Raw genomic sequence first — 23,466 nt, 5'->3', positions numbered from 1 at the left:
ATCTTTTAGATATAATTGCATGTAAATAAAAAATTGTCAACTTTAACCAATCATCCGCGGTACACCGACAACAGAGTACGATAAAAACCCGCATTTATATAGCGCTCATGCGGGTTTACACAAACTTATTGACAGATTCTTTTTGAAAGATACTATATAGATGAATAGATTTCCAAATTTTACATTAGGTGAGTTGATGAGATGAAGTCGATCCCCAATTATCTATCGTTTTGTAGAATATTGTTTTCTCTAGCTTTATTTGTGGTTCAACCATTAAGCATAGTCTTTTATGTGATCTATATTGCTTGTGGGATAAGTGATATGTTGGATGGTTATATCGCTAGAAAGAAAGGAGTAGCAAGCCTGTTTGGCGCAAAGCTAGACAGCATAGCCGATTTGATCATGCTCATTGTGTTATTCGTTATACTATATCCAATCGTGAATCTTACAAACCCTATAATAATTTGGATTATTGCTATTGGTATGACTAGAATAGTTTCGATGATTGTAGTTCTGGTGAAATATAAAACCTTTGCAATTCTTCATACATACGGAAATAAAATATCTGGGCTCAGCCTGTTCATATTTCCACTATTGCTTCCCTACATAGATGTTAGTGTTCTAATCAATATAATTTGTATTGTAGCAAGCCTATCGGCAATTGAAGAGTTAATGATTCATCTGACGTCATCCAAACTGCAAGTAAATAAGCAAAGCATATTCGTGAAATGAGCTTAAAGGGAGGAGATAAGGTACTAGATCACTGTCATGATGTTAAAAACTAACCACTAGATAAAGCCGATCCGAAATTATCTTTTCGAGTTAAATGATCGATAAATGCCCCGATGACTGAATCGATGTACATATCCTTACGATGGACGAAACCTACGCTTTGTCGTGGTGTTGGCTCGGCTAACGGGATCATAGTAATTCTTGTGTCTCGTAAGGTAGCAGCATACGATGCAGGAAGTACAGTGCCACCAATATGATGTGCGGCCATCTGCCATTGGGACTCCATAGTAGATAACTCCATTATAGGATGTAGTGTGGTACCTATTCCGGTACAAGCTGTATCCAGCATTTGACGCACCAGAAATTTATGTGGAAATAAAATGAGCGGAATCTCAGAAAGCTGCGCCAACTGGATTTGTTGTAAGCCTGAGAATGGATGCAAAGAAGAGACGACCAGTACCAATTCTTCATCATAAAGCGGGGTACTGACTAGCTGCTCGTGTCTCAATGGTAGAAACACGATACCTAGATCGAGTTTGTTGTTTAGCAGACCTTCACAGGTTTCGGCGGTAGCTAGTTCGGTTATCGTCAACTCAACACCAGGAAATTGCCGGTGAAAAGAAATAAGTGTATTCAATAAGAGGTGATTCCCTGAACAGCCGATGGTCAATTTGCCACGCTTCACCCCGGCCAATTCATTAATTTCTAATTTTGCCTGATCTAACTCATGAAAGACGCGCTGGGTATGCTCCAACAGGATTTGGCCTGCTTGGGTTAGAAAGTTCTTTTTACCTGAACGATGAAATAAAGGCGTACCTAGTTCTTGTTCAAGCAAACGGATCTGCTGACTAAGCGTTGGTTGTGAGATATTTAATTTGTCCGCGGCTTTGGTGAAGTGCAGTTCTTCGCTTACTGCCACAAAATATTCTAGAAGACGATGTTCCATTCAATAACAGCTCCGATCATTGTTCGTGACTATCATTATAATTGATATCATTATATTGAACAATGAATTATGAATGTATATAGTATTAATAAAGTGACAGAACGTGGGAGGAAATGAATGATGAGTGAATTACATATTAACCTAAGTGAAAGTTTGAAAAGTAAACCAGCAAGTGATGCGTTAGGTTTCGGTAAATATTTTTCCGATCATATGTTTATTATGGATTATTCTTCTGAGGATGGATGGCATGATGCGCGGATCATTCCTTATGGCCCGATCTCTTTGGACCCTTCGGCTATGGTACTTCACTACGGACAAGAAGTATTTGAGGGGATGAAGGCATACCGGACACCTCTTGGAGAGATCGCGATGTTCCGTCCTGATATGAATTTGAAACGGTTAAATAACTCCTGTGAAAGAATTAGCATCCCACAAGTAGATACTGAGTTTGTGCTTGAGGCCATCGCTCAGCTTGTTAGAATTGATCAGGAATGGATACCAGACGGGGAAGAGAATGCACTCTATATACGGCCATTTATTATTGCAACTGAAGCCGCACTAGGAGTTAGAGCTTCTAAGCAATATATGCTAATGGTCATTCTGTCTCCGGTAGGTGCATATTACCCTGAGGGGATTCATCCGGTTTCTATTTATGTAGAGGAACAATACGTGCGTGCCGTTCGTGGTGGGACTGGTGAGGCGAAGACTTCAGGGAATTATGCATCAGGTATTAAGGCCCAAGAAATAGCGAAGACGAAGGGCTTCTCTCAAGTCTTATGGCTAGATGGGAAACAACATAAATATATTGAAGAAGTCGGTAGCATGAATGTGTTCTTTAAGGTGAATGGTGAGATTCTCACCCCAGCACTTACGGGAAGTATTCTGCAAGGCGTAACAAGGGACTCCGTAATCACTTTACTCCGGGAGTGGGGATATACGGTAGTTGAACGTGTGATATCCATAGAGGAATTATTTGAGGCCAGCCGTCAGGGATTGCTTGAAGAAGCCTTCGGAACGGGAACTGCAGCAGTTATTTCTCCTATTGGCTCGCTGAGCTGGGGAGACAAGAATACAGAGATTTCCGGCGGAGTAACAGGAGAACTCTCCCAAAGACTCTATGACTCAATTACAGGTATTCAGCGCGGCAAACTCGCAGATCCATTCAACTGGGTGTACACAGTTAAATAATTATTCAATATTTATTCCACAGCAATATAAAATAACAGCCTGCTGCAAATATATGAGATTCTTTTTAAACCCATAGCCTACAAAATAATCTGAGGATATGACCTCTTCACTAACCTCTTCATTTCTAAAGAAGGGTGGGCATGGGTTTAATAATGAATCTGACCTCGTTAATTCCATTCTGCTTGTAGTTATTTGATATTGTTCAATGTACTCTTTGGTTTGTAATTCGGCTGGAAGAGAATCTGTCAAAATAACATCGCTATTCACCAGTGTAGACTCTAGATCTGAATAGAATTTATAATTTCTAAGATCGGCATTCAGTTCATGCTCCTTGGCGCATACATGATGATAATCAAGATCCATCACTTTGGATACGCTTGCCCACGATTTACAAATGTTACTTGCTGGGCCGACATAGGTATATTTGAGCTCTCTATAGTTCTCTTTCATTTGAGAAATAGAATATAGGTCTGACAGAATCTCACAAGGATGATGATCAGAACTCATCGCATTTATGATGGGAATCGAGGCATGCTTGGCAATCTCGCGAATAGTTGAAGTGTCAGGATGCCGAACAATAACTCCATCTCCCCAGTTTTTCAATGTACTGAATTACATCCTCTAACGACTCCCTTTTGTCTAGACTTTCAGAGGGGAATAAGATACATTCACCTCCTAAATCTCTAATTCCTTTCTCGAATGTTATTCTAGTTCGGATACTTGACTCAGGAAAAAATAGAATAAAGGTTTTGCCGCTTAATAGGTCTGTATTTCTATTTCTCAGGTCAATTTGGTTATGCAGTTGTAATCTGTTTGTTATATCAAACAAGTGTAATATTTGCTGTTGAGTTAAATCGTTAATGCTTACTAAATTCATGAAATCAGCTCCTTTGAATGGTGGTATTTCCAACTAGGTTAACTGAGTAAGGATGGCGTAGTTTCTTTCTCACGATCAATTATCTAGTAATTACTATACTCGATTTATGGGTTATTTTGGAACGGAGAAGGAATTTTACTTTGAGATGGCGAATTGTTTATGTCATAAAGTATTAGTGATGAAAGAGGGTGAGCGTAGTGCATACTGTGGAATTTGCCCGATTATTGGATATTTTGATGAAAGATTATCAGAGTCATATGGAGGTGAATCTGGCTCCAACGTTAACAACTTCGCAATTGGCCGTACTTGAGGTACTGGAACAATTGGGTAGTCAGAAACCATCCGATTTGATCCCATTTCTCTCCACGACTCCGGCTGCTGTAACCATGTTACTTGATCGGATGGAACGTGGCGAATTGATACGGCGTGATCGTGACGATACCGATCGTCGTATTGTGTGGGTGTCGATTACGGCGAAAGGTCATGAGGAAGTACAGCGTGGAATCGGAATCCGTACGGATCATCTGAACGGGGTATTAGACAAAATCTCAACACATAATCAGCAATTGCTCGTTTTTTTGATGGGTAAGATTACGGGTGAGAAATAGTTTTGATGGGATTTGTCCATAAGCTCGAGGATTGATCGATAAGCACGCTTTTGAAGGGAAGGGCAAGCATGGCAAGAGTTCTCATCATAGAAGATGATGTTGAAATCAATCAGCTAATACATATTTATTTGGGCAAGGAAGGCATCGAAAGTGAGCGGGCGTTTGACGGTCAGCAGGCAATGATATGCTTGGATAAAGGTAACTATGATCTAGTAATCCTTGATTTGATGTTACCTATAATAGATGGGTTCGAAGTGTTGAGACGACTCAGAGAACGCAGTAAAATACCAGTCCTTATTCTTACGGCCAAAGGGGAAGAAACCGATAAGATTATTGGACTTGGTTGTGGCGCAGATGACTATGTCACTAAACCATTCAGTGTGTTTGAACTTATAGCTAGGGTTAAGGCACATTTGAGGCGAAATGACTACTATAAACCATCGCAAGATGTGGAGAATATATCTTGCTTGCAAATAGGTGATTTAATACTGGATCGTGAGCAATGCCTCGTGACCAAGAAGGGGGTAGCCCTTTCTCTTACAGCGAAGGAATATCAACTGTTAGAGCTGTTCTTGAGTCATCCGCGTAAAGTATTCACTAAGGAAAATTTATATCTAAATATATGGAATGACCAAATTATCGAGGGTGACAATACGGTTATGGTTCATATCAGTAGGCTGCGTAGTAAAATTGAAGACGTTCCAGAGCAACCGACAATTATCGTGACGGTAAGAGGGATCGGTTACAAATTAGGAGACTTATGATTAGCATCATAATGGCAGTTCTAGTGACTTTGCTGCTGAGTATTGGGATAATGTTATGGCACACACGTAGGCGATTACATACGGTTGTTACGCAACTAAGTCAGGCAAGAGATGGTAACCCCAATCTGCGTATCCGCTCGCACTCACGCGATGAATCTTTTCGACAGTTAATCAATGAAATAAACGAATTAATTCACCAACTTCAAATGACAGAGACTGGTTTTCAGAAATCGGAAAGTGCGCGAAAGAAACTAATAACTAACATTTCTCATGATCTGCGAACACCTCTAACTTCTGTGCTTGGTTATTTGGAGGTACTGCGTAAGGACAGCAGTATTAGTGTGGTTGAGCGTGAACAATATATGGATATCGTATGGAACAAAGCGAATATGTTGTATGAACTTACGGAATCATTTTTTCAACTGGCAAAACTGGATGACGACGAAGTGGATTTAAGACGAGCGGAGATCAATTTGTCCGTTATGGTGAAGGAGATATGGCTCTCTTATGCATCTCAATTTGTAGTCGCAGGTACGGAGCCAGTGGCCAGTTTTCCGGTCGAGGAACTGTTTGTAAATGCTGACAGGACTTCTGTAGAACGCATTATTGGTAATTTAATATCGAATAGTTTGAAATACGGTGCAACGGGTGGAGTCATTGGACTATCCCTGTCTCAAAAGGAAAATGAGGTACTCATTGAAGTGTGGGATCAAGGACCGGGAATAGCGGAGGGAAATTTACTACATATTTTTGATCGCTTATACACGGTTGACTCCTCTCGTAGTGGTCCATTTGGTGGAAGCGGGTTAGGACTAGCTATTGCTAGGAAATTGGTAGAGAAACATGGAGGGGAATTGTGGGCAACATCACTACCTCATGTGAGGACATCATTCTTCTTTACTTTACCTAAGTCACGGTTCATTCCATAAGAATTAATTTAAGATAGATGTAAGGTAACTGAATGAAGAAGTTAAGGATGAGGCTGTAAGATAATAGCATCATCCTTTTTGATTTCAGAATTTGGAGGTTTTGAAATGAAATATGTACTTAGAAGTAATGGATTAACTAAGAAGTATGGCGACAAAATGATTGTCGAAGATGTGAATCTAGAGGTAGAACAAGGAGATATATACGGTTTTCTTGGGCAGAATGGAGCGGGGAAAACGACGGTATTTCGGATGCTTCTTGGCTTGATTAAGCCGCTTAGAGGTACTGTTGAATGGTTCGGTGAGAATCCTTCAACAGCGTCTTTCAACCGGATCGGTTCAATGATTGAGACGCCTGGTTTCTATCCGAATTTGACGGTTTGGGACAATTTGGATATTCATAGGCGAATGTGTGGAGTTACGGATTCGTTCGTGATCGAGGAACATTTAAAACTGGTTGGTATGGAGGGAATGGGGAAACAGAAGGTTAAGAAGTTATCTTTAGGTACGAAACAAAGACTGGCAATCGCTAGGACGCTGTTACATCGACCTGATTGTTTGATTCTGGATGAGCCAGTAAACGGATTAGATCCCATTGGAATACGAGAGACACGCGAGTTACTGCTGGAATTAAGGAATAAAAGGTCAATGACGATCATGATTTCCAGTCATATTCTGGGGGAAATTGGACAAATGGTAAATCGAATCGGAATTATTCATGGCGGAAAGATGATTGAACAGCTTGATTACGCCGAGCTGCAGCGTAGAAATCGAACGTATGTCGAGATTCGGGTGGACAACGATGGAAAAGCAACTTGGATTTTGGAACAACAATTACATATTAAAGATTATACGGTATGGGAGAAGGGACGCATCCGCGTATATGAGCGGTTGGAGGATACGGGGATGTTGAATAAGACTCTGCTGGATGGCGGCGTCATCGTAAGTGAAATGTCGCTTTGCTCCGAAACATTAGAAGATCATTTTGTTAAACTGACGGGGGGAGTACAGAAATGATTGAGGTGTTGTATTGCGAGTGGAGAAAATTGAGAAAGTCTGCAGCTTTTATAGCTACAGTGGGTCTCGCGTTGTTATGTCCGGTTTTATTTTTTATAATTAAAATGTCTGATAACAATTTCGAGGCTATAGTGACGCAAGATTGGAATTGGGCGTATTATCTCGACAATGAAAAATCGCTCTCTGTTCTTATGGCAGGCCTAGTGTTAATTGCAGTTATCTCTTCCTACAGTTGGGTTAGGGAACATGGCGATAATACACTTAATGTTCTATTTACCTATCCTGTGCATCGATTGACTATTATTGCATCGAAATTAATCATAATCGCGCTATTTCTACTTGGATATAATCTAGTCGATACACTTATTAGTCATATGTTGATTATGCTTGCAAAAGGGGAGTGGATTCCGGGACATATTATCGTTGATAACATGATCAATTTATCGCTATCTTATCTTTTTCAAGTAGCTCTTATTCCACTATTTTTCCTCCTAAGCATGATAAGCAAAAATATAATTTTGCCCGTGGTAACCTCCATCATCTTTACGTTTGTGATTTTTGCCTGGGGAGAAAGTAGCTATCTGAACAACCTTCCTTTTGGAGGCCCCTTTTTTCCATATTTGTGGTACGATGATTCGGTTAAGGGGCTATCCCTTACTCAGGTGTTATGGGAGAACGGCGCGATTATGGTCGTATGTCTCGGCGTGATAGTGCATCAAACTTTGAGAAGAGATGTGCGGTAGGAATGGGATTTAGGGGTGCTAAATAACAAAAAGGACTGAGCAAGGGGGAGCCCCTTGTCTAGTCCTTTTTGTACTTTACATGATACTTATAGTATTTATTATTTAGCTTTGGGTTAAAGCTTTCGTATACAATTCCTCTTCCCAACGATTCCAAGGAAGCTCACGAGGTGGAAGAGAGATCAGCTTCACATGTTCTGTGGTTACCGGATGAGGGAAACCAACATAAAGCGACCAAAGAGCAATTTGTTGACCAGGTTTATTCTGAGCTACTCCGTATTTCTGATCTCCATACAGCGGGCAGCCGATCGCGTTCATTTGAACGCGGATTTGATGAGAACGCCCCGTAAGTAGTTCAACTCGTACCAGAGTAAGTTCATTGTCTAAGCTAGAAGCACCTAGTACTGAATAATCAAGGATTGCCTCTTTGCTACTAGGTGTCCCTTTAGGAACAACAGATACCGTATTCGTACGTTCATCCTTCAATAGATGATGAATGAGTCTCCCCTTAGCCTGAGGTGGTGTACCACGGACTACAGCGACGTAGATCTTATCGAAGTTGCGGCTACGTACTGCTTCCGACAACCTCGAAGCTGCCTTGGATGTCTTAGCGAATATCATGGCTCCGCCAACTGGTCGATCTAGACGGTGTACCAGGCCAAGATAGACGTTGCCGGGTTTCTGATACCGCTCTTTAATATCTGCCTTCAGCAGATTAAGGAGATCGGGATCCCCACTTACGTCCTCTTGTGTAGGGACATTTACCGGCTTCTCTATACCAAGTAGATGATTATCCTCAAACAAAATCTTCATTTGCGGATGACCCGTTGTAAAGGAATTGTCGGACTGCACCGTCTATTCCTCCCAGCGGCCAAGAATACCACATGGAAGATTAAGACCTGATTTCGTAATAGGTAGGCCTAGCTCACCAGCGGAAATACGTCCGCCATATTTCTTCTTGACCGTCATGGATAGCATGTTCTGTAATACGGTTGGTGAAATACCGGTCGTATAGGAGTTGATGAGGAAGAAGAGTGGTTGATCCGATAAGATGGAGAGGCAAGATTCCACAAACGGATAAAGACTCGATTCCAGCTTCCACATCTCACCATTCGGTCCACGTCCGTAAGATGGAGGGTCCATAATAATAGCGTCATAGCGGTTGCCCCGCCGCTGCTCTCGTTGTACGAACTTGAAGACGTCATCTGTGATGAAACGGACGGGTTTGTCTTCGAGACCGGATAGAGCAACATTTTCCTTAGCCCATTGAACCATGCCCTTAGCTGCATCGACATGCACGACCGAAGCTCCGGCGGAAGCAGCAGCTACCGTAGCACCACCTGTGTAGGCGAACAAATTTAGCACCGAGATCGGACGCTTAGCAGCGGAAATCTTGTCCATCATCCAGCGCCAGTTTGCCGCTTGTTCAGGGAACAGACCGGTATGTTTAAAGCTGGTCGGACGAATATAAAACTTCAGGCGGTCATAAGATACCGTCCACCGTTCTGGAGTTTGTTTTTTCATATCCCATTGACCACCACCTGATGAACTGCGGTGATAGTGGCCATGAACATCATTCCACTGTCCGCTCGCTTCTCCATGTGGCCAAATAATTTGTGGGTCAGGTCGGCGTAGAATCACATCATTCCAACGCTCCAGCTTCTCACCGTCTCCAGTATCAATGATTTCGTAATCTTTCCAATCGTTAGCTACATACATTAATTTAAACCTTCCTTCCATATAAAGAACGGCCGGGCCGTTCCAATAGGGCGATCCCTTAAGATCAAACCATTCGGTTGTTATTGTACCTTATTTTTCGTACAGCATGCCAGTATAACGCAACTTCATTTGCATTGGCAATGATAAACAGTAAGATTTACTGTAAATCATACTGTTTAAAACGTTGAACTTCAGTTCTACTTCGTAAATACATAGTAATCTTGTACCTGTAGGATCTGAAATCCAGCCGATTCGTATAGTTTTTGAGCATTGGGATTGCTTAATGCCACTTCCAACCAGACATCATAACCCTCGTTACGCTCTCGATCAATGACTTGGCGTAAAGTATCGCTACCGATGCCTTGCCCTCTCACTGCGCTAGAAATAACAAAGCCGTAAATCCAACTTTCCCCTTTATCTCGGATCACCCTAATTTTTCCGACGGGCTTCTCATCCTTGATGATCATGTCATAGCGAGAGTAGTTATCTTGTAGACTCACTTCGGAATACTGGGTAGCGGCTTCTTCCGGAGTTTCTCCAAACCCCTCGACATCGAGTTGTATTAATAATTCCCGGTCACTATCCACAGATGGACGAAGATAAACTTTAGCCAGATGGGGGGGCAGAGTATCCCCTGTCGGATTATATTTCATTTGGTACTCCGAACAGGAGAACTGACATGATATCGTACTTAAGAATGCTTTGGCTGCATTTGAATTACTCGGGGCGTTAAGTAGTATCTCTGCATGATTATTGATCGCCCAATCGTCCAATGCAGATCGCATGACATCGGAGAAAATGCCCTGTCTACGGTGATCTGGATGTACCATCCCGCAGATTTCTAATTTGCTACCGAACGAATATCTTCCCAGAAAGGCTACAAGAGTACCATCTCGATAGATAGTCAGATCTTGCTTGTCTCCCTTAGGACGGATGTTTAAGATATCCCAGTTCAGTTTTAGCGTAATCCCGTCATGCTTTTCACATAAGGATTGTAACTGTCTAACTTCTTCCCAATTTACTGTTGTTTCCATATGTATGATCACTCTCCCTATCTATCGATTGTATCTTACTTATCAGAGATACGACAATGATAATTGACAAATGGGAAAGAGGAGATGTAGCCTTTAATACAACAGTAAATTTCGGGGGGGCAAGCAGGATGAATCATGTATTCGAAATGAAAAATATAACTTGGCTTCGTGATGGTAAGAAGGTTCTGAGTGACATTAATTGGAGTGCTGAGGTGGGGCAGCATTGGGCCTTATTCGGACTAAACGGATCAGGCAAAACGACACTTCTAAATATGCTTAATGGATATATTTGGCCAACGACAGGAGAAATCAACGTTCTGGGTCATAGATTTGGTGATGTCGATCTAAGAGAGCTTCGTAAATCAATCGGGTGGGTTAGCTCCTCTCTTCAAGAGAAACTACACGGGGGAGACAAAGCGCAAAATCTTGTCGTAAGCGGTAAGTATGCGTCCATTGGTCTCTATGACAAGCCAAGCGAGGAAGACTATGAGCGTGCCATGATGCTGATGAAGCAGTTACGATGCGGACATTTGATAGATCGCTCATATGTTACCTGTTCTCAGGGAGAGCAGCAGAAACTGCTGATCGCACGGGCATTAATGTCTTCGCCAAGACTGCTAATTTTGGATGAAGCAGCAAACGGCCTTGATTTTATTTCCAAGGAAGAACTACTGGATAGTATTGACGAATTAGCCCATCAGAATCATGCGCCGCATATGCTATATGTAACTCATCATACAGAAGAGATTCTACCGATATTCACACATACATTACTTCTTCATCAGGGTGAGGTATTTATGAGTGGATTGACACGAGATGTATTGAATGAGGAGTGCTTATCGGAATTTTTTGAGTTACCTGTAGATGTAAGTTGGAAGAATGATCGCGCCTCGCTATCAAAAAAATAAAAATAGTGTTCTGGAGTTCTGTTACCTTTTCCATATTGTTCCGTATTAAATCATAATGCCGATACGACAACAGGGCAGTAATTTTACTGGGGGGATATGAAATGGAGACAGGAACTAGTCAGAATCCGAAGAAAAATAATAATGTAGGGCGCATTGCCACAAGTATTGGGGTTGTTCTTGTACTGGCCATAGTGGGGATGAGTAGCGTCACCCAAATACAATATGGGCATGTAGGGTTGTACAAAACGTTCGGTAAATTGAACGAAAATGTTCTAAAACCTGGTATTCATTTGAAACTTCCATTTATCCAATCTGTGATTCAGGTGAATACACAAGTTGCCAAGACAGAGACGGATACGACAGCTTCATCTAAGGATTTACAGCCCGTATCAACACATGTTGTTGTGAATTTCTCGGTTAATGAAGATTCGGCTTATAAGTTAATGAATAACATTGGGAGTTCTTACGACACCATTGTAATTAATCCGGCCATTCAGGAAATTGTAAAAGAGGTAACAGCAAGATATCAGGCGGAAGAATTGATCTCCTTACGTGATAAGGTAGCCGGTGAGATTAATGAAGAACTAACCAAGCGTTTAGCTGTTTATGATCTGAACGTTCGCGAAGTGAACATTGTTAATTTCAACTTCTCTGAAGCGTTTAACCAGTCGATTGAAGCGAAGCAGGTTGCACAGCAGCAGGCCCTCAAAGCCAGCAATGATTTGAAACGGATTGAGATTGAAGCACAACAGAAAATTGCTCAAGCCCAAGCCGAAGCGGAATCCTTGAAATTAAAGAAACAAGAAGTTACGGCTGAACTAGTTCAATTGAAACAAATTGAAGTGCAAGAAAAAGCAGTAGAGAAATGGGATGGACATCTACCTACAGTAACGGGTGGAGCCACACCATTTATCGACGTTGAATCGCTGACCAGTGGTAGCACAAGCATTCCTAGCACTACTCCATAAATTTATTTTTATAGTTTAGGGGCCACCAAGTGTTTTAGTTTGGTGGTCCTTTGCTATAGGAAGGATCTTTGCGTACGAGATGACTTATCCAATACACAGTGGGAATGAGAAATTCAACTGAGAAGAGTAGTGGAGGTAAACCTCCAATCATGAATTGATTGAGTTCGGGCTGCGACCTAGCGAAATAGATGGACAAAATACAGCAAAATGCAGTGCTAGGCAGACATAGCGGTCTGGGGTCTGTCATACCTGTAATATGAGTTAAGCAAATCACTGCTATGTATAAAATAAAGCTGATTTTGACGTAGAGACATATTAACCACAGAATCATGAGTACTGGATCCAACGTCTCGATAAAAGATCCGGCACGCATGGAGCGAATCAACTCCAAGTCGGGATACGTAAGATTGCTCGCCAAATCAGGACCGAAAATGAGCAATATGGGAATGAGATGAGCCATAATTATGATGAGTGAAGTTAATGTGGTACTTAGTAGGGTGCGATACGTCTTTTCAGGTGATTGTAAATATGGAATGACTAGAAAAAGGAATGAGAATGCTCCGAAAAGGGTGGTCATATTAAAAGCGCCAGCCAAAACCTGATGTAAATTAAGATGAGTGAACATAGCGGGAAGCCTATTGTATTCGACTTCTCGTTTTACTAAAACGGGGAAGATCAGAAACGCACCTATACTGATAATAAAAATTCCCTGAGCAGCGCGGAAAATAGTAGGTATACCCGAGCGAATCGCGTAAACGATACAGAGCCCGAAAGTACCAACAATGACCCATTCCGGTGTGCCAGAGAGATACACGAGAATTAGGAAGTCAGCTAACTCACGCAGATTGCTTGTAGCTAGAATTAATGCAACGATAATAATGATGTACATAAATATGAGATGTGGAACCTTGCCTACTAATTGATGTCCATATTGGGCAATAAATTGATGGGGTCTAGCTAGGGTTACTTTGTATGCAGGATAAATCAGAAGCAAGGTGGCAACTCCTCCAAGCAAACTCCCAACAGGAGTGGAGAATTGACCCTGATCTATAAAAAGACCCACAAGGAACGCGACGAAAGAACTTACAAGATACAAAGTGAAGAGCGAAAAAACTTGGAAATGTTGTACTTTTAACATGTAGTTCCCTCCTCTAATCAATTCCCAGGAATCCAACCCCTAAAGTAATCGCTACAAAGCTTTAATGCAAGCGGGATATTGTAGCGATATTGAAAGACATATTGTACCTCTAGCAATATTAGAAAACACAAAGAAATGATGAGAACGATCCGAATGGATCTTGGCTCCTTGCGTTGTTTACGCATGATGTACCATTCAAGGAGCATTATCAAAGCAAAGGTCAAGCCGATCATAATCATGGGGTTCAACCTCCTGGGTTAATACTTGCTCTTTTCTTTTATAGAGTGGTAAGCACCACCTGTTCTTAGAAGTTCAACTTTTACGACCACATTAATGGGTAGTTCACCAGCATACTGTTCACGCCAGTGAGGTTGTAGCTTCTTCCACATAGCCGGGTATCTCCAATCCAAAATTTCACCTAGCCTAAATACATCGGCTTTCGCTTGTCTTGTCTTGGAAATAGCGCTCTCGATTCGTTTCTTTATTTTGGCGTCTAATTCTTTCTGTAGTAGTAGCATCGAATCTTCCTTCTCTAAATCAATGCTCGATTCGGAGGAGAGAACATAAGCTTCAGCTTTACTGCTAATGGTGAAGGCTGCACTATCAGCTTCAATTCTAGGTCTTATTTTTGTTTTCATCTTTTCTAAGTAGAAGCTTACCTTTTTGCCATCTGTGGGTGATTCGATACTCACGACCGATGTTTTGATCTGTGATAGAATCCAAAGTGAAGCTCTCATCTCGTCATTATTCATTTTGGGTGAAACCATAGCTCCATCTCTGAAAATAACCGCACCACCAGTCCCCATCCACTTTTTTCCCTTTTCATTTATGAGACCGGGCTCATTAGTAAATATGATCTCTGGAAGTAGCGCGTCTCCCATTCGATAACGTGCAACTAAGAAATCCCTTACTGTTGTATCCACGGCAACTTCTTCATCAATATACGAGGTTAGTATGGTGGAGGCGAATCGTTCGAAAAGTCCTGGTGTATTAATAATCTCAAGAACCTTACTCTCTGTTGCGAATAAGTTTGAATTAATGTGAAAAGCTGGTTGTCTTTTGACAAATTCAAGGACGGGATCCATTCCTTTCTCAGCAAATTTTTTGCCGATCACAATAATATGTGCTTGACCAAACGCAATTTTACGAGATAAATCACTTTGGACTTTTCGAAAAGCATCACTTATTGTTTCCCCATTCTTCGTGATATAAGTATAGGGGTCACCGGATGATGCACTACCTCCCCCTGATTGTCCAGGGATCATTTGATTCGGGAGTTGGAAGCCGAGCGTTAATTGTGTATCCTGTGAATCCTCAACGGTGTCGACCAGCATAATGGTCACAAATGCTCGGTCATTGATTTCCATGGAGGACCAGCAGCCCGTGAGTAGCAGTAGTTGAGTCAAGAGCAGACAACACGATATGGACCTGGTGTATTTGGAAATCATTTCTTCTCCTCATTCTGAGATGCCCAGCCACGAGAGTTATTTCCCTGTCTCCGTTTATTGTTAGTGATATAAGGCGGTCTGTGTTGAATAGCCCACCAAGGAGGGCGAAACAAGGTATCTAATAACGCTCCCTTGTTAAGAGGGACCAGTGGGGATAAATAGGGCACCCCAAACGATTTTAAGTTAATTAAGTGAATATAGAAAATAATGAGACAGCATGCAATGCCATAAAGACCAAAAATTGCAGCACATATCATGATGGGAAAACGAAGCAATCGGAATGAAAGTCCGAGAGCAAAGTTAGGGATGATAAAGGAGGCAATACCCGTTAGCGAGACAATGATAACCATAGCCGCAGAGACAATCCCAGCTTGAACGGCCGCAGTTCCAATAATGAGCGCTCCGATAATCGATACGGCCTGTCCGATAGATTTAGGGATCCTGATCGAAGCTTCACGAAGCGCTTCAAAGGAGATCTCCATGATCAAAGCTTCAAGTATAGCTGGAAATGGGACGATTTCTCGAGAGACCGTGATTGTTGTTAGTAGCTTTGACGGAATCATTTCGGGATGAAATGTTGTCACAGCAATATAGATTGAAGGTAATAGCAAGGAAATGAAGAGAAAGAAATAACGGATCCAGCGTATCCAGGTAGAAGCAATGAAACGTTGATAGTAATCCTCGGATGCTTGCATAAGCATGACCATAGTAACCGGTGCAATGAGCGCACTAGGCGTTCCGTCTACGATGATCCCGATGCGTCCCTCAAGCAGTGAACTGATGACGGCATCAGGTCTCTCAGTATATTGGACTTGTGGGAAAGGCGAGAATGGAGATTCCTCAATTGTTTCTTCCACAAATGAAGAGGTCAAAACCCCATCGATATCGATATAAGATAACCGTCTCTTAACCTCTTCCACTAGTTCTGGTTTGCATATCTCATGGATATAAACTAGTGCGATACTTGTTTGAGTTACTCGGCCAAACTTCAAGATTTCTGATTTGAAATTAGGACTCTTTAATCTTCTCCGAAGTAGTGTAATATTTACACTCAGATTTTCATTGAATCCTTCTCTCGGTCCGCGAATGGCGGTTTCGTTGGGTGCTTCTTCAATTGATCTTTTGTCAAAAGAAGCAGCAGGATACAACATCATCCGATGGTCCCCGTCGACTAGTAGCAATACACTTGCATCCAGTACACCAGAGACTCCTTGATTGGAGTCAATAGTCATTTTGCTCTGGGAGACATTAACGGCTTGATCTTCAAAAATGTACTGGAACAATTTACTTGGTTCTTCAGGTGCAAGAGTAATCAAAGTGTTCAAAATGCTATCAGAAATCATGACTTGATCTGTCATGCCATCCAAATAGATGAGGGCACAGGCATGTCCTGATTTAAGGTTAAATCGACGATAGATAATATCAGAACAATTTGTGAATTGTTCTTCGAACCAATGAAGGCGGTCCTCAAGATTGTTATCTTTGGGGAGGGAAGGGACATGTTTGGGATGTGAAGAAGGTATTTGCTCCGACTTAGCTAATTTAGTTTTATCTGATCGGGATTTCTTCAATTTCTGTCTCCACCAAGACATGATGTATATCTCCTCTCCATTGAACATGGTTTCCAATAATAAGATTAGCGGAATAACGAAAGATTATTCTGGAGTATAGATCATTAGACATGCTTGAGAGTTATGATTAGTGCCGATAGGATCATTCATTCGAACAAATAGGGTGTTTAGAACTATTAATATTCTATAAATATGATTCGATATTATAGGTATAGATGTAATAACTGACAATAATAAAAGGAGGGAACCATAACTTGAGAACCGATACTATGGACCTTATTAATGGTGATCGTCTGAAATCAGATGCATTTAATAAAGTAGGTCTACATGTTCTCCCTAAGGGAACAATAATACATAGTGAGGAAATTGCTTTATTAATCAGGCAAAGTATTCATCATGTGGATATCGAACCTCGTGATCATTCTGAATCTCGTCTCCCTGCAGAGGGTGATGAGTTTAGTCAACGTTTAAGAGAAAACTTTGATCTAACTATACAGGGGTATCAGTCCATTTTTTTAGAGGCATTAACCACCGGTAAGTTTAATCAGACAATGGTCGATGATAAGTTGAAACCCTTCTTGGAAACGATTGATGACCGTAAAGATGTCGTCTCGCTGTTGTTGATGTTAGGCCGTGATGATGTCAACCTATATAATCATTCTTTGCAAGTTGGTTTATTATCCTACTACATAGCAAGTTGGCTTGGTTATTCCAAAGATGAGATATACAATATTAGCAAAGCGGGATATTTGCATGACATCGGGAAAAGCCAAGTTTCTCAATCTATCCGAAATCATGCCGATGAATTAACAGGTGAAGATTTAGAAGAGATGAGAAGACACACACAATATGGCTATGATATTATTCGTAGTTCCATGGCAGGTGATGATACTACTGCTCTTGTGGCTCTTCAACATCATGAACTTGAAGACAGAACAGGGTATCCACTAGGGATAGGGAAGAAAGAAATCCATCCTTATTCGCAGATTGTTGCTGTGGCGAATGTTTATGTAAAACTAACTTCATCAAGTATAGGGAGACCAAAGCAAAGCTTAATTGCAGTGCTTCGTGAGGTATATGGACTTGGTTTTGGTAAGTTAAATGAGAAGCCAGTTCAAGCTCTTATTCACAACCTATTACCCAATTTTATCGGAAAAAACGTACTGCTCAGTAATGGAGAAATGGGCACCATAGTATTTAATCATCCTACAGACATCTTCAAACCATTGGTTAAGGTGAACGATTTTTTCCGTGATTTATCAAGGGAAAGAGATATCGCAATCGAAGAAATTTACTTGGAATAGTAATGAATAACATATGTGATGAGATGGCAACCTAATATTAGGTTGTCATTTTTGTTAAAAAGGGGTAATAAACCACTGTGATCTTAATCGCTATGTGTAATGGTGGTCAGAATCATAACAAATGAATCAACAAGAACATACTAAGGAGGAATTGATGTGAAGAAAAAGTCTTTAGGTTTTATAATACTATTGGCAATGGGTTTAGTGTTGTTATCGGGGTGCAGTACTAATGAACCGGCAGAAAACCAAACAACAAATGAAGGTACGAACCAAGGTACAAATCAAGGAACGAATGAGGGTACGAATCAAGGGACCAACGAAGGCACAGAAGTTGATGTCGTAACTACGGCATCCATAGTTAACGATGAAGCAGCTTTTTTAAAGGCGATTAGCAAAGAAGGAACGTGGATCATAGCTACACTTAACGATCTAACAATCGATAAAGATCTTGTATTAGAAGGTGAATTTACAAATAAAGATGCTAAGGCTCGGAAAATAGCGCTATATACACAAGATGAAAATCGTACCAAGACGGCTAGATTTACTTTAACAGCACCAAAATTAACAATTAAAAGTGAAAACGCCAGTTTTGTAGGTGGAACTTTTGTTGGTGATATCTATGTTGAAGCGAATGGTTTTACAGTAGATGACGCAAAGATTGAAGGTAATGTTTATTTTGCAAGTGAAGAATACAAAGCTTCACATCAGATTACAAATAATGGATCTGTAACAGGGAAGACTGAAGTGAAAAAATAAAGAATGAGATAAAATACAAATAAGAACGGGGCTTTGAGGATCATCTCAGAGCCCCGTTTTTTTTGCCATTAAATAATTGAATTGACCGGTTTCTCGGGATTATGTTATTGTATGAATAGCCAAATCTTATCTGAAATAACACTTATTTTGTCTTGATTTTTTAACAGATATCCAGTGCGCGTTCTGAAATACCTAATGACCGCTAATAACAATTAGCGGTCATTTTAATTAAACCCTCCTATACCAAAAAATGAAAGGTGACTTTATAAAATGATGATATATAATCGTCTTGCAATAATGATGCCCCCATTTCCCTAGCTAGGCTTATAATCTTCTTCCAGTTCTGAGATATAAGCTCGTAGGAGGGCGAAACTAAAATGAAAAAATATGCAGCACCATCTTTACTTTTAATGATTGTTCTTGTGGCTTTTCCACAAATTAGTGAGACAATCTATACACCGTCTTTACCAGATATTTCTGCAGCACTCGGTGTCTCAAACAGTTCTGTACAGTTTACCTTAAGTATATATTTTATCGGATTTGCTTTAGGTGTTTTCTGTTGGGGATGGCTTTCTGATATTATCGGACGGAGACCTGCTATGTTAGGTGGCCTCATTGTATATGGTATCGGAAGCTTGATGTGTTTTTACTCTGGATCCATTGGTATACTTCTTGTCAGCCGTTTCATACAAGCATTTGGAGCAGCAACAGGATCGATAATTACACAAACGATTCTTCGTGAAAGTGTTTCAGGAAATAAACGACATGCTATGTTTGCTCAAATATCCGCTGTAATTGCTTTTACGCCCGCAGTAGGGCCACTTATTGGCGGATGGGTTGACCAGGCTCTTGGATTTAGAGCTGTTTTCTTTACGCTTGTGGTCATGAGTGTTTTGTTGTTTATGTATGCCTTTTTAAAACTGCCTGAAACAACTGATGTTTCTGCAAGAAAAAAGGTTAATATTCTACCTATTATTAAAAGAATGGTGTTATTACCACGTGTACTGGTATTTGGCTTACTAATCGGCGGCATAAATGGGGTTTTATTCAGCTACTATGCTGAAGCTCCGTTTATATTCATTGACTACTTTCAAATATCACCTGGTATATATGGTTTTCTAGGTATCATTGTGGCCTTGGCCTCGATAGTTGGCGCAATGATTTCAAAAAGTTTATTGAATGTTTATGTGCCAGAAAAAATTATTCATATCGGTTGCCTAGTTATGACTATAGGGGCTTTGCTATTAACTTTTGCAAGTACTTTAGTAATGCTGCCTAATATTATAGTTATCGTTTGTATTTTAATGAGCATGTTTGTCATGTTAATGGGGGCAGGTATTGCTTTGCCTAACTGTCTAAGTCTTGCCCTTGTCAAGTTTCAAGATGTTATAGGAACAGCAGGTGCGATATTTAGCTTAGGCTATTACTTGCTAGTTAGCTTAACGACATGGGGAATGAGCTTTCTTCATAATGGTTCATTGGTGACGATGCCTATATATTTCTTAGTTGTAAGTGGCGTAATGTGGTTTTTGGGTAAAAAGTTTATTGTAAGTGAATAGTTTGTTTTGGAGAAGTAACTCTTTGAAAAGAAGCTTTCTTATTGTGCTTAAAATGGAGGAGTAAACGGGGCTCTTACTAATTTCAATCGACCTTTGAGATCATAGTTTAATAAATTGGCAGTCTAGGACTTTATTTTAAGTATCTGGGCTGCTTTTTTTTATATCATTATGTTGCGCTCTTATTCAATTATCCTTACAGACAGGACTGAGTAATGTATATTCATATTACGATATTAAATTGAACTGAAGGAGGGAAGCTGCGTGAGTAAAGTAATTACTAAGTATTATGACTATGGGCAAGAAGAGATCGATTATTTAAATAGCGTGGATGAAACACTTGGAACTGCTATGAAACGACTTGGTAAGATTGAGCGTGCCATCATTCCCGATTTGTTCACGGCACTTGTATATGCGATTGTTGGACAGCTGATTTCAGTGAAAGCCGTTCGCACAATCTGGGCTAGAATGCAGGAGCGTTTTGGTGAAATATCGGCTCACAATTTGGCCATGCAGACCGCCGATGATATTCAGGGATGTGGCATGACAATGAAGAAAGCAGTGTGTATTCATCAGATTGCTCAAACTATTGCACAAGGTGACTTTAACTTGAATGAGTTAAACGAATTCTCAGATCAAGAGGTTATTAAGAAGCTTACGATGCTAAATGGAATAGGGAAATGGACGGCTGAAATGATGCTCATCAATTCTATGGAGCGCCCTAATATTGTAAGTTGGGGCGATATTGCCATTCGCCGAGGAATGATGAAACTTTATGGATTGAACTCCCTTAGCAAAGAACAATTTGATCAATATTGTCTACGATATTCGCCGTTTGGTTCTGTGGCATCTATTTATTTGTGGGAGCTTTCATTTGAATGAATGGAGCAGATAAACGATGAATTTAAATACATATCTTGACAAGTAAACGACTGTTGACCTTTAATATAGGTAAACAGTCGTTTACTTATATCCATGAAGGAGAGTACGAGTACGATGACAACCAAAGAAAAAATATTAGTGGAAGCACTTCGTTTATTTTCTACCAGCGGATTTGAAGCTGTTTCGGTGCGGGATATTGCCGGTGCAGTTGGTGTTCATGAGAGTAGTTTATATAAGCATTACAAGAACAAACAGGATATTTTTGATACTATCATTGATAAATCCGCACAGAGAATTCATGCGATCCACCAAAAGCTTGCAGTTCCAAACCCTGAGCATAGCACTCTTGCCCAAGAGTATAAGGAGATGTCATTAGAAACTTTAGGGGAAATATCTAGCGAGCTGTTTTTATTTTATTTAAGAGATGATGTGGTTGGACAGTTTAGGAAAATGCTAACGATAGAACAGTATCGAAATTCCGCAGTGTCTAATATGTTCAAGAAAATATTTATTGATGATGCGTTACAATTTCAATCCGCGATTTTTAAGAAATTTATGGATGCAGGTACTTTTGTTAAAGGTGACCCCTATATAATGGCACTACATTTCTACTCACCAATTTTTCTCCTACTATGTAAATACGACTCCACTAGTGACAATGATTTAGAAGCTTCAGGTTTTATAAAAAAACACATCGCTGAGTTTTCAAGCCATTATGCTGTCAATCCGGAGGACTGAAATTGTGAAATCGTCAATAAAGAAGGGGAAGAGACGGATGATATTATGTATTGCTGGCATCGCCCTGGTATTGATCGCAATATTTCTGCTTATACAATATATCCAGTGCAGCATCGAAGTGAAAAAGGCTAACATAAGGCTTGAAACCTATGGAGCACATACCATTAAGTTAAACTATGGTGATATGACCTATGTAGATAAAGGAACGGGAGAAGAGGTCATTTTAGTTGCTCATGGAATTAGCGGAGGATATGATCAGGGATTTGAGACTGTAAAAGATAAAGTAGATCAGTACCGAATTATTGCTCCTTCACGGTTCGGCTATCTAGATAGTGCTAGCCCACAAGACCCTTCACCAAAAGCTCAAGCTTCTGCTTATATAGAGCTACTGGACCAGTTAGGAATCGACAAGGTATTCATACTTGGAACTTCAGCAGGAGGAACCATTGCAATACGTTTTGCTTTGGATTATCCAGAGAGAACGAGAGGTTTGATATTGTACTCATCTGCTGCACCTTTCTTGGAAAAACCCGAGAGCTATAGCGAATATTCAGGTCCTCCATCGTTCATGTGCAATGATTTCCCTATGTGGCTACTACGACCGTTATTCAAACCACTTATGGGTATGGAACAGGATACGATTTATAGTATGCTGCCTGTTAGTCGTCGCCATGATGGGATGGTAATGGATGCCTCGATTACAAATCCCGATATGGCACGAAATTTTGATCAGTATCCAATTGAAGACCTGAAGGTTCCTTCGTTAATTTTACAGTCTAAAGATGATGCTCTCGCAAGCTATGAGCAGATAAGTAAATCCCTTTCACGCTTTCCTAACTCTACATTTATTTCCTTTGAAGACGGCGGGCATTTAATGGTTGGGCATGAGAGGGAAGTGGCAGAGGCGTTTGATGAATTTATTAGAAACAGTAAGGAGTAACACAATGGAAAAAACAATAAGAGAACAGATCATGGAATTAGCAGAAGAGGAATATCAGAAATTTTCAGCGGCACTGATCCCGAACATTAATAATGTATTGGGAGTTCGAATACCGTTACTGCGCAGCCTAGCAAAGCAAATTGTAAAAGAAGATTGGCGCACGTATCTTGAACATGCGGAAGATCATTATTTTGAGGAAGTCATGTTACAAGGTATAGTCATTGGTTATGTTAGAACAGATATCGAAGAATCGTTACGTTATGTCGCGGATTTCGTACCCAAAATTGATAATTGGTCGGTATGTGATAGTTTTTGTGTGGGGTTAAAAATCACAAAGGCGAATATGCCACGAGTTTGGGAGTTTTTACAGCCATATCTCATGTCGAGCAAAGAATACGAAATACGTTTTGGCGTGGTTATGCTGCTTGATTATTACATTGCAGAGGAATACATCGATAGGGTTCTAGAGTGTTTGGATAGTATTAATCATGAGGGGTATTATGTCAAAATGGCGGTTGCCTGGGCAGTTTCCATCTGTTATGTGAAGCTGCCCGAGAGAACCATGACTTTTTTGAAAAGCAACGCACTAGACGACTTCACTTACAACAAAGCCTTGCAGAAAATAACGGAGTCATATCGGGTGGATCAGGAAACAAAGAAGATGATTCGGAACATGAAGCGGAAATAGTTAACGGTAGCATTTTGC

Annotated in this window: 26 protein-coding genes; 16 read left to right on the top strand and 10 right to left on the bottom strand. The window is 40.6% G+C overall.

What is annotated here, in order from left to right; genetic code table 11:
• The first annotated feature begins 201 nt into the window (after positions 1-201).
• Complete coding sequence (locus EJP82_RS04005) at positions 202-732, top strand: CDP-alcohol phosphatidyltransferase family protein (RefSeq protein WP_127190721.1); 531 nt, start codon at positions 202-204, stop codon at positions 730-732.
• 49 nt (positions 733-781) lie between these two features.
• On the opposite strand, the gene EJP82_RS04000 is transcribed toward EJP82_RS04005, so the two are convergent.
• Positions 782-1,678, bottom strand: a complete 897-nt coding sequence (locus tag EJP82_RS04000) for a LysR family transcriptional regulator (protein ID WP_127190720.1) — start codon at positions 1,676-1,678, stop codon at positions 782-784.
• Positions 1,679-1,795: 117 nt separating this feature from the next.
• Between EJP82_RS04000 and EJP82_RS03995 the strand changes: the two genes are divergently transcribed.
• A complete protein-coding gene (locus EJP82_RS03995; RefSeq protein WP_127190719.1) occupies positions 1,796-2,866 on the top strand; it encodes a branched-chain amino acid aminotransferase in 1,071 nt (356 codons plus the stop codon).
• Here the strand turns inward: EJP82_RS03995 and EJP82_RS28295 are convergent, their stop codons facing one another.
• Both EJP82_RS28295 and EJP82_RS28780 read right to left on the bottom strand, forming a co-directional pair.
• The gene (locus tag EJP82_RS28295; RefSeq protein WP_281278182.1) at positions 2,867-3,469 is read right to left on the bottom strand and encodes a hypothetical protein; all 603 of its coding nucleotides are present in this window, start codon (positions 3,467-3,469) and stop codon (positions 2,867-2,869) included.
• Positions 3,429-3,743, bottom strand: coding sequence for a hypothetical protein (locus EJP82_RS28780; RefSeq protein ID WP_425464316.1), 315 nt, complete (start codon positions 3,741-3,743; stop codon positions 3,429-3,431). The genes EJP82_RS28295 and EJP82_RS28780 overlap by 41 nt, the downstream gene beginning before the upstream one ends.
• 197 nt (positions 3,744-3,940) lie before the next feature.
• On the opposite strand from EJP82_RS28780, the gene EJP82_RS03985 reads away from it, so the two are divergent.
• The 5 genes from EJP82_RS03985 (at position 3,941) to EJP82_RS03965 (ending at position 7,801) form a co-directional block, all read left to right on the top strand.
• Positions 3,941-4,351, top strand: a complete 411-nt coding sequence (locus tag EJP82_RS03985; protein ID WP_127190718.1) for a MarR family winged helix-turn-helix transcriptional regulator — start codon at positions 3,941-3,943, stop codon at positions 4,349-4,351.
• Positions 4,352-4,419: 68 nt separating this feature from the next.
• The gene (locus EJP82_RS03980) at positions 4,420-5,115 is read left to right on the top strand and encodes a response regulator transcription factor (protein WP_127190717.1); all 696 of its coding nucleotides are present in this window, start codon (positions 4,420-4,422) and stop codon (positions 5,113-5,115) included.
• A complete protein-coding gene (locus tag EJP82_RS03975) occupies positions 5,112-6,044 on the top strand; it encodes a sensor histidine kinase (RefSeq protein WP_127190716.1) in 933 nt (310 codons plus the stop codon). The genes EJP82_RS03980 and EJP82_RS03975 overlap by 4 nt, the downstream gene beginning before the upstream one ends.
• Positions 6,045-6,149: 105 nt before the next feature.
• The gene (locus EJP82_RS03970; protein WP_127190715.1) at positions 6,150-7,058 is read left to right on the top strand and encodes an ABC transporter ATP-binding protein; all 909 of its coding nucleotides are present in this window, start codon (positions 6,150-6,152) and stop codon (positions 7,056-7,058) included.
• The gene (locus EJP82_RS03965) at positions 7,055-7,801 is read left to right on the top strand and encodes an ABC transporter permease (protein ID WP_127190714.1); all 747 of its coding nucleotides are present in this window, start codon (positions 7,055-7,057) and stop codon (positions 7,799-7,801) included. Before EJP82_RS03970 ends, EJP82_RS03965 begins: the two co-directional genes overlap by 4 nt.
• Positions 7,802-7,903: 102 nt before the next feature.
• Here EJP82_RS03965 and EJP82_RS03960 read toward each other — a convergent pair whose 3' ends face one another.
• From EJP82_RS03960 to EJP82_RS03950, 3 genes are all read right to left on the bottom strand, one after another.
• Positions 7,904-8,611, bottom strand: coding sequence for an RluA family pseudouridine synthase (locus EJP82_RS03960; protein WP_127190785.1), 708 nt, complete (start codon positions 8,609-8,611; stop codon positions 7,904-7,906).
• 42 nt (positions 8,612-8,653) lie between these two features.
• The gene (locus EJP82_RS03955; protein WP_127190713.1) at positions 8,654-9,517 is read right to left on the bottom strand and encodes a class I SAM-dependent methyltransferase; all 864 of its coding nucleotides are present in this window, start codon (positions 9,515-9,517) and stop codon (positions 8,654-8,656) included.
• Positions 9,518-9,714: 197 nt separating this feature from the next.
• Entirely contained in the window at positions 9,715-10,551 is an 837-nt protein-coding gene (locus EJP82_RS03950) for a GNAT family N-acetyltransferase (RefSeq protein WP_127190712.1), read from the bottom strand.
• Between the two features lie 128 nt (positions 10,552-10,679).
• On the opposite strand from EJP82_RS03950, the gene EJP82_RS03945 reads away from it, so the two are divergent.
• Positions 10,680-11,459, top strand: coding sequence for an ABC transporter ATP-binding protein (locus tag EJP82_RS03945; RefSeq protein ID WP_127190711.1), 780 nt, complete (start codon positions 10,680-10,682; stop codon positions 11,457-11,459).
• Between the two features lie 101 nt (positions 11,460-11,560).
• Positions 11,561-12,427: a prohibitin family protein gene (locus EJP82_RS03940; RefSeq protein WP_127190710.1), complete on the top strand. Its 867-nt coding sequence runs from the start codon at positions 11,561-11,563 to the stop codon at positions 12,425-12,427.
• A 34-nt stretch (positions 12,428-12,461) separates the two neighbouring features.
• Here the strand turns inward: EJP82_RS03940 and EJP82_RS03935 are convergent, their stop codons facing one another.
• From EJP82_RS03935 to EJP82_RS03920, 4 genes are read right to left on the bottom strand one after another with little or no spacing between them, the layout of a single operon-like run.
• Positions 12,462-13,565 carry a GerAB/ArcD/ProY family transporter gene (locus EJP82_RS03935; protein ID WP_127190709.1) on the bottom strand — a complete coding sequence of 368 codons (1,104 nt, stop codon included), beginning with the start codon at positions 13,563-13,565 and terminating at the stop codon, positions 12,462-12,464.
• A 17-nt stretch (positions 13,566-13,582) separates the two neighbouring features.
• On the bottom strand, positions 13,583-13,804 hold the full coding sequence (locus EJP82_RS03930; RefSeq protein WP_127190708.1) for a hypothetical protein: 222 nt from the start codon (positions 13,802-13,804) through the stop codon (positions 13,583-13,585).
• Between the two features lie 18 nt (positions 13,805-13,822).
• Positions 13,823-15,013, bottom strand: a complete 1,191-nt coding sequence (locus EJP82_RS03925) for a Ger(x)C family spore germination protein (RefSeq protein ID WP_127190707.1) — start codon at positions 15,011-15,013, stop codon at positions 13,823-13,825.
• Positions 15,010-16,605 (bottom strand): spore germination protein, encoded by a 1,596-nt coding sequence (locus tag EJP82_RS03920; protein ID WP_127190706.1) that lies wholly within the window; start codon positions 16,603-16,605, stop codon positions 15,010-15,012. The genes EJP82_RS03925 and EJP82_RS03920 overlap by 4 nt, the downstream gene beginning before the upstream one ends.
• Before the next feature lie 233 nt (positions 16,606-16,838).
• On the opposite strand from EJP82_RS03920, the gene EJP82_RS03915 reads away from it, so the two are divergent.
• From EJP82_RS03915 to EJP82_RS03885, 7 genes are all read left to right on the top strand, one after another.
• Complete coding sequence (locus EJP82_RS03915; protein ID WP_211350035.1) at positions 16,839-17,888, top strand: HD-GYP domain-containing protein; 1,050 nt, start codon at positions 16,839-16,841, stop codon at positions 17,886-17,888.
• 156 nt (positions 17,889-18,044) lie between these two features.
• On the top strand, positions 18,045-18,644 hold the full coding sequence (locus tag EJP82_RS03910) for a hypothetical protein (protein ID WP_246053973.1): 600 nt from the start codon (positions 18,045-18,047) through the stop codon (positions 18,642-18,644).
• A 377-nt stretch (positions 18,645-19,021) separates the two neighbouring features.
• Entirely contained in the window at positions 19,022-20,203 is a 1,182-nt protein-coding gene (locus EJP82_RS03905) for a multidrug effflux MFS transporter (protein WP_127190705.1), read from the top strand.
• Between the two features lie 261 nt (positions 20,204-20,464).
• The gene (locus EJP82_RS03900; protein WP_127190704.1) at positions 20,465-21,082 is read left to right on the top strand and encodes a DNA-3-methyladenine glycosylase family protein; all 618 of its coding nucleotides are present in this window, start codon (positions 20,465-20,467) and stop codon (positions 21,080-21,082) included.
• Between the two features lie 114 nt (positions 21,083-21,196).
• Positions 21,197-21,820: a TetR/AcrR family transcriptional regulator gene (locus EJP82_RS03895; protein ID WP_170220122.1), complete on the top strand. Its 624-nt coding sequence runs from the start codon at positions 21,197-21,199 to the stop codon at positions 21,818-21,820.
• Between the two features lie 4 nt (positions 21,821-21,824).
• Positions 21,825-22,760 (top strand): alpha/beta fold hydrolase, encoded by a 936-nt coding sequence (locus EJP82_RS03890; protein ID WP_170220121.1) that lies wholly within the window; start codon positions 21,825-21,827, stop codon positions 22,758-22,760.
• A 4-nt stretch (positions 22,761-22,764) separates the two neighbouring features.
• On the top strand, positions 22,765-23,448 hold the full coding sequence (locus EJP82_RS03885) for a DNA alkylation repair protein (protein ID WP_127190701.1): 684 nt from the start codon (positions 22,765-22,767) through the stop codon (positions 23,446-23,448).
• Positions 23,449-23,466 lie beyond the last annotated feature (18 nt).

The sequence above is a fragment of the Paenibacillus anaericanus genome, from assembly GCF_003994475.1.
GTDB classification, from domain to species: Bacteria; Bacillota; Bacilli; order Paenibacillales; family Paenibacillaceae; genus Fontibacillus; species Fontibacillus anaericanus.
The sequence above is the reverse complement of the archived record's forward strand: the minus strand, read 5'-3'. Positions and strand labels throughout refer to the sequence as shown.